Raw genomic sequence first — 4,294 nt, 5'->3', positions numbered from 1 at the left:
CGGGCGTCGAATCGGCCAGCAGCGTGAGCTGATACTGCGCGTTCGATTGCCGGCCGCCGACGCGAATGTCCTGCACCGCCTGCAGGAAGGTCCGCGCGCCGGCCACGTCGCCGAGCGGAGCGCGCAGTTGCTGGATCACCTGGTCGGCGGATAGCTTGCGCTCGCTCTTCGGTTTCAGCGAAACGAACATGAAACCGGAGTTGGTCTGCCGGCCGCCGGTGAAGCCTGCCACGCTGTCCACCGCGGGGTTCTTGCCGACGATTTCCATCATCTCCGAGAACTTGCCCTTCATCGCCTGGAACGACGTGCTCTGGTCAGCCTGAATGCCGCCGATCAGCCGGCCCGTGTCCTGCTGCGGAAAAAAGCCCTTCGGCACGATGATGTACAACCCGATGTTCAGTCCGATGGTCGCGATCAGAATCATCACGATCAGACGCGGATGCAGCAGCGCCCAGCCGAGGGTGCGTTCATAACCGCGATGCATCGCCGTGAAGCCGCGTTCGAGCCAGAGGCCGAAACGTCCTTCTTCCTTTTTCTCATGCGGCTCGCGCAGGAGGCGCGAACACATCATCGGCGTCAAGGTCAGCGAGACGAGCAACGACACGCCGATCGCCAGCGACAGCGTCAGCGCGAACTCGCGGAACAGCCGCCCGACGATGCCGCCCATCAGCAGAATCGGCAGGAACACGGCCACCAGCGAGATACTGATGGATAGAACCGTGAAGCCGACTTCGCGCGCGCCGAGGAACGCGGCCTTCATGCGCGGCACGCCATTCTCGATATGCCGTGAGATGTTCTCCAGCACCACGATCGCGTCGTCGACCACGAAACCGGTGGCGATCGTCAACGCCATCAGCGACAGGTTGTCGATCGAGAAGTTGAGCATATACATCGCGCCGAACGTGCCGATGATCGAGATCGGCACGGCGACGCTCGGAATCAGCGTGGCGCGCCAGTTGCGCAGGAACAGGAACACCACCATCGTGACCAGTGCGACTGCGACGATCAACGTGCGCTCTGTGTCTTTCAGCGACGCGCGGATCGTCGTGGAGCGGTCGGCGGCCGGTGCGATGTCGACGTCGGCGGGCAGCGACGCGTGCAACTGCGGCAGCATCGCCATCACGCGGTCGATGGTGTCGATGATGTTCGCGCCGGGCTGGCGGTACAGAATCACCAGCACGGAACGCTTGCCGTTAAAGAGCCCCAGGTTGCGTAGATCTTCGACCGAATCGACCACTTCCGACACGTCGGACAGCTTCACCGCCGAGCCATTGCGGTACGCGATGACCAGATCTTTGTACTGTGCAGCCTTGCTCGCCTGGTCGTTGGTGTAAATCTGCACACGATTCGGGCCGAACTCGATCGAGCCCTTCGGGCTGTTCGCGTTGGCCGCGGCGAGCGCCGCGCGCACGTCTTCGAGGCCGATACCGTAGTGGGACAGGGCATGCGGTTCCAGTTCGACACGCACCGCCGGATTGGCCGACCCGCTCACATCCACTTCGCCCACGCCGTCTACCTGCGACAGCGACTGCTGCAACACGGTGGCCGCCGAATCGTACAACTGGCCAGCAGGCAGCGTCTTCGACGTGAGCGCCAGAATCAGGATCGGCGCGTCGGCCGGATTCACCTTGTGGTACGTCGGGTTGCTGCGCAGGCTCGCCGGCAGATCGGCGCGCGCGGCGTTGATGGCCGCTTGCACGTCGCGCGCGGCGCCGTTGATGTCGCGGTTCAGGCCGAACTGCATCGTAATGCGCGTCGAGCCGACCGAGCTCTGCGAGGTCATCTCGGTCACGTCAGCGATCGAACCGAGATGCCGTTCGAGCGGGCTCGCGACGCTGGTGGCGACCGTGTCCGGGCTCGCGCCCGGCAGCGATGCCTGTACCGAAATGGTCGGGAAGTCGACTTGCGGCAGCGGCGCGACCGGTAGTTTGGTGAACGCGAAAATACCGGCTAGCGCGATGCCAATCGCCAACAGCGTGGTGGCGACCGGGCGGGAAATAAACGGACGCGACAGGTTCATCGCTCAGTTCCCTGCATCGGTGGCGGGCGGCGTCGCGCCTTTGGAAGAATCGCCGCGATTGAAGCGCTCACGTGCACGACGGGCGAGTGAGTCGAAGCCGAGATAGATCACTGGCGTGGTAAACAGCGTCAGCAACTGACTGACGATCAACCCGCCCGCAATCGCGATACCGAGCGGGCGGCGCAACTCCGAGCCCGCGCCGGTGCCGAGCATCAGCGGCAGTGCGCCGAGCAGGGCGGCGAGTGTAGTCATCAGGATCGGGCGGAAACGCAGCAGACATGCCTGATAGATGGCCTCGCGCGGCGGCTTGCCTTCCTCGCGTTCCGCGTAGAGCGCGAAGTCGATCATCATGATGGCGTTCTTCTTCACGATACCGATCAGCAGCACGATACCGATGATGCCGATGATGTCCAGATCGTGCCCGGTGATCAGCAGCGCGAGCAAGGCGCCGAGGCCGGCCGACGGCAGCGTCGACAGAATCGTGATCGGGTGAATGAAGCTTTCGTACAGCACGCCGAGCACGATATACATCGTGACGATTGCCGCCAGGATCAGGAACAGTTCGTTCGACAACGACGCCTGGAACGCCAGCGCCGCGCCCTGGAAGCGCGTCTGGAACGACGCCGGCAGCCCGACATCCTTCTCCGCCTGAGCGATCGCCTTCACCGCCGCGCCAAGCGACGAACCGGGCGCGAGATTGAACGAAACGGTCGTGGCCGGGAACTGGCTCAAATGCGTGACCAGCAGTGGCGCGGGCTTCTCGATGAACTTCGCGATCGACGACAGCGGCACCTGGCCGCCCGACGAAGTGGAAGAGGGCAGATAGATCGAGTTCAGCGACTCGGTGTAATGCTGCATCTGCGGCTGCGCTTCCAGAATCACGCGGTACTGGTTCGACTGCGTGAAGATGGTCGAGATGATGCGCTGGCCGAAGGCGTCGTAGAGCGCGCTGTCGACGGTGGCGGGCGTGATGCCGTAGCGCGACGCCGTAGCCCGGTCGATTTCAATGTAGACCGACTGGCCGTTGTCCTGCAAGTCGGTAGCCACGTCCGCCAGTTCCGGCGACTGCTTCAGCCGCTCGACCAGCTTCGGTACCCACGTGGTGAATTCACTGATGTTCGGGTCGGTCAGCATGAACTGATACTGCGTCGGGCTGACCGTGGAATCGATCGTCAGATCCTGCACCGGCTGCATATAGAGCGACGCGCCCGGAATATGCGCGACGTCCTGCTGCAACTGGCGGATCACGTCGCTCGCGGTGTTGCTGCGGTCGTCGCGCGGCTTCAGGTTGATCAGCATGCGGCCGCTGTTCAACGTGATATTGCTGCCGTCCACGCCAATGAACGAGGTGAGGCTTTCCACGTCCGGGTTCTTCAGGATCTGAGCGGCGAGCTCCTGCTGACGCTCGGCCATCGACGCATACGACACCGACTGCGGCGCCTGCGTGATTGCCTGGATCACACCGGTGTCCTGCACCGGGAAGAAGCCCTTCGGAATGAACACGTACAGCGCACCGGTCAGCACGAGCGTGAGCAGCGCGACGACCAGGGTGGAGCGTTGCCGGTTCAGCACCCACGTGAGCGCGACGGCATAACGGGCGATCACCCAGTCGATAGACTTGTGAGCCTTCGCTTCGAAGCGGTGACTTTCGTGTGGCGGCGTGTGGCGCAGGAGCTTTGCGCACATCATCGGCACGAGCGTGAGCGAGACGATCGCCGAGATCACGATGGTCACGGCCAGCGTGATCGCGAATTCATGGAACAGGCGCCCGACCACGTCGCCCATGAAGAGCAGCGGAATCAGCACGGCGATCAGCGAAACCGTCAACGAAATGATCGTGAAGCCGATCTGTTTCGAGCCCTTCAGCGCGGCTTCCAGTGGCGACTCGCCATCTTCGATATAACGCGCGATGTTCTCGATCATCACGATGGCGTCGTCGACCACGAAGCCGGTCGCGATGGTCAACGCCATCAGCGATAAGTTATCTAGCGAGAAACCGCACAGATACATCACGGCAAGCGTGCCGATCAGCGACAGCGGCACCGACAGGCTAGGAATGATGGTTGCGTAGACGTTGGCGAGGAACAGATACATCACCAGCACCACCAGCACGACCGACATCAGCAATTCGAACTGCACGTCGCGCACGGAAGCGCGGATCGTGGTGGTGCGGTCGGTGACGATCTCCACGTCGAGCGCGGCGGGCAGCGACTGTTGCAGTTGCGGCAGCAGCGCCTTGATGCTGTCGACCACCTTGATCACGTTCGCGCCCGG

The 4,294-nt window shown here is 63.0% G+C and carries 2 protein-coding genes; both read right to left on the bottom strand.

Annotated elements, in window-relative coordinates; all coding sequences use genetic code 11:
- The coding region (locus VFE81_RS25765; protein ID WP_325047283.1) for an efflux RND transporter permease subunit at positions 1-2,020 on the bottom strand (2,020 nt) is incomplete at its 3' end.
- Between the two features lie 3 nt (positions 2,021-2,023).
- The coding region (locus VFE81_RS25760) for an efflux RND transporter permease subunit (protein ID WP_325047282.1) at positions 2,024-4,294 on the bottom strand (2,271 nt) is incomplete at its 5' end.

It is taken from the genome of Paraburkholderia sp. (assembly GCF_035656215.1).
In the GTDB taxonomy this organism is placed as follows: Bacteria; Pseudomonadota; Gammaproteobacteria; order Burkholderiales; family Burkholderiaceae; genus Paraburkholderia.
The sequence above is the reverse complement of the archived record's forward strand: the minus strand, read 5'-3'. Positions and strand labels throughout refer to the sequence as shown.